The sequence below is a fragment of the Candidatus Neomarinimicrobiota bacterium genome, assembly GCA_018647265.1.
Classification (GTDB): Bacteria; Fidelibacterota; Marinisomatia; order Marinisomatales; family TCS55; genus TCS55.
Genome location: JABGTK010000092.1, coordinates 1 through 3,130, shown reverse-complemented (window position 1 = coordinate 3,130; position 3,130 = coordinate 1). Strand labels below are relative to the sequence as shown.

The 3,130-nt window shown below is 37.7% G+C and carries 3 protein-coding genes; 1 reads left to right on the top strand and 2 read right to left on the bottom strand.

Annotation, left to right across the window (positions count from 1 at the left end; genetic code table 11):
* Nucleotides 1-216, top strand: a 216-nt coding sequence (locus HN459_05340) for a hypothetical protein (protein ID MBT3478870.1), incomplete at its 5' end; no start/stop codon positions are given.
* Between the two features lie 4 nt (nt 217-220).
* Here HN459_05340 and lpdA read toward each other — a convergent pair.
* Nucleotides 221-1,966: a dihydrolipoyl dehydrogenase gene (lpdA, locus tag HN459_05335; GenBank protein ID MBT3478869.1), complete on the bottom strand. Its 1,746-nt coding sequence runs from the start codon at nt 1,964-1,966 to the stop codon at nt 221-223.
* Between the two features lie 5 nt (nt 1,967-1,971).
* Nucleotides 1,972-3,130 (bottom strand): branched-chain alpha-keto acid dehydrogenase subunit E2 (locus HN459_05330; protein ID MBT3478868.1); only part of this gene is annotated, 1,159 nt, incomplete at its 5' end.

Sequence of the window (3,130 nt, the reverse complement as noted above, 5' to 3'; positions counted from 1 at the left end):
CCAAGTTTAAACACTAAAGATGCTGTTACCACAGGAATAATGACGAGTATTCAGGGTGCAGTGAATCAAGTTTGTAAGAAGCTACCCTCTAAGTTACCTATTTTGTTAACGGGTGGTGATGCAAATTTAATTCATGAGCAAGCAGAAGATGAATGGAAATCAAGAGTTAAGCTGCAAGATGGCTTGATTTTTGAGGGGCTAATGTTTTACGTTTAGTACATTATCTTTTTTTAATATATAGATCAGTGATTGTACCTTCTTTTATTTCTGCAGCCATTGCAACTGATTCAGAAAGTGTCGGGTGAGGGTGAATTGATAATCCGATATCGTTCGCATCAGCACCCATTTCAATCGATAAGACAGTCTCAGCAATAAGTTCACCTGCATTAGTGCCAACAATACTAGCGCCAATTATTCGGTTTGTTTTTTTATTGAAAATCAATTTTGTCATGCCTTCTGTTCTATTGGTCGAAATTGCCCGTCCACTTGCCGCCCATGGAAAAACAGATTTTTCAATTTCAATATTATTTGCTTTAGCCTCATCCTCAGTTACACCTGCCCATGCTATTTCTGGATCGGTGTAGGCAACTGAAGGAATTGTCATTGCTTGGAATTCTACTTTTTCGCCTGCAATAACCTCTGCCGCAATTTTTCCTTCATGTGTCGCTTTGTGAGCAAGCATAGGTTGCCCGACAATATCTCCTATGGCATAGATATGATTAACATTAGTTCTCATTTGCTTGTCGACTGAAATAAAGCCATGATCATCAACTTGGACTCCTGCTTTTTCAGCATCAATTTTATGCCCATTCGGTTTTCTACCAACCGCAACAAGCACTCGATCAAAGGCGGCTTTTTTTGGAACATCGCTGCCTTCAAAATGTACGATAACCCCTTCTTTTTTTGCCTCCATTTTTTCAACCTTCGTATTCAACCAAATATCTTCAAAACGGTTTTCCATTCTTCGCTGAAGCGGTTTAACAATATCTCTGTCACAGCCTTGAATTAATCCATCACTTAATTCTACTACTGATACATTACTTCCTAGCGCATCATAGACTGTACCCATCTCGAGTCCAATAATCCCGCCACCTATAATAAGTAGTTTTTTAGGAATGTCTTTAAGCTCTAATGCACCTGTTGAATCCATAATTCTTTCATCATCAGGCATGTTTGGAATTTTAGAAGACTGAGAACCAGCGGCAATAATTGCTGATTTAAACTCGATGATTTTTTCTGTACCATCATTAAGGTTAACGTTTATTTGATTGGGAGAGATAAATTTACCTTCTCCCTCAATAATTTTAACCTCTCTTTGTTTGGCCATTTGTGCTAAGCCCGCAGTTAATTTTTTAACCACTTTGTTAGCTTTCCAATTTCTAAGCTGGTCTAAATCAATATTAGGTTGATTAAATGAAACCCCATGACTTGCGGTATCTTCAGCATCGGTAATTACTTTTGCGGTATGAAGAAGTGCTTTTGAGGGAATACATCCCACATTGAGACAAACACCGCCAATGGTACTGTATCGCTCAATTAGGATAACTTTTTTGCCCAAATCAGCCGCCCTAAATGCTGCTGTATAACCACCTGGTCCTGAGCCTAAGACCGCTACATCATATTCAGCATCACCACTTTTAATTTCAGATGAAGATTGTGTCACTGGTTTTTGTGTACTATGTTTTTTTTCGGCAGGCGATGATTCTATAGTGGACTTATTATTAGTTTGTAATTCAATGGAAAGAATCAATGAACCTTCTTTAACGATATCACCTACCTTAGTATCGATCGATTTTATTAATCCAGCCTCAGGTGAGGGAATATCCATTGAGGCTTTATCAGATTCGACTGTAATTAATGAATCTTCTTCTTTGATTTCATCACCGACGTTGACCATAACATCAATGACTTCAACGCTATCAAAGTCACCTATATTTGGGATATGTATTTTTTTAAATTCTGCCATAAGATTTAGAGGAGTAGGCGTCTTACATCAGATAGCATCATACAGAGGTGGCTTGTAAACCTTGCACCGTCCGCACCATCAATAACTCGATGATCATATGAAAGTGATAGTGGTAGCATTAATCTAGCTTCAAAATCCTCATTATTTTTATTAAAAACAGGCTGCATAGAAGCACGTGAAACACCCAATATTGCAACTTCTGGGCAGTTAATAATAGGGGTGAATTTTGTGCCACCAATTCCACCTAGACTTGAAATAGTAAAGCACCCACCCTGCATTTCTTCCATTTTTAATTTTCTTGCTCTCGCTTTTTCAGATAAATCTTTAAGGTCTTTTGCAATATCAATCACATCTTTCTTTTGAACATCCTTCACAACTGGGACAACTAAACCATCAGGTGTATCGCAAGCAAACCCAATATTGTAATAGCTCTTTAAAATTAAATTATCACCATCAGGTGTCAATGAACTATTGAACGTAGGGTAGGCCTTTAATGCATTGACACAGGCCTTCATGAGAAAGGCAATAAGTGTTAATTTTGTCCCACGTTTCTCAGCTTCTTTTTGCATAGATTTTCTGAAAATTTCAAGATCTGTAATATCTGCATTATCAAATTGCGTCACATGAGGAGCAGTCACCCAGTTACGATGAAGGTTGGCACCTGAGATTTTTTTAATTTTTGAAAGTGGCTTGGTTTCAGTTTTACCAAACTCACTAAAATCAATATTTGGCATAGGGATGGGAGCAAAACTTGCACCCATATTTTCAGTTCGTGGTTTCGTTAACTCACCCTTAACAAAATTTTCAACATCCTCAAATAAAATTCTATTTTTATTTCCACTACCTATAACAAAGGATAGATTAACGCCTAAATTGCGAGCAAATTTTCTGACTGATGGACTTGCATGTGCTACTTTGCTGTTATCAGTATGTATACTTTCGCCAATAGGAATAGGAGCTTCCTTAGCAACTATTTTTTCTGGTGGCTCAGGGGCAGGCCTCGTCGGCGTATGCGTTATTTTTTCAAGGCTTTCTTTTTTATCGTCTGTGGCAGATATTTCATTTTTAGGCTTAGGCTTCTTTGAGGATTCAGACACTTCCAACAAACCTATTAAGCTACCCTTTTTAACTTTATCACCAACCTTAATCTTTAGGTCTTTAATG

Excerpts from the sequence above, each read along its gene's own strand:
- lpdA (MBT3478869.1), bottom strand. The coding sequence starts at position 1,966 with ATGGCAGAATTTAAAAAAATACATATCCCAAATATAGGTGACTTTGAT.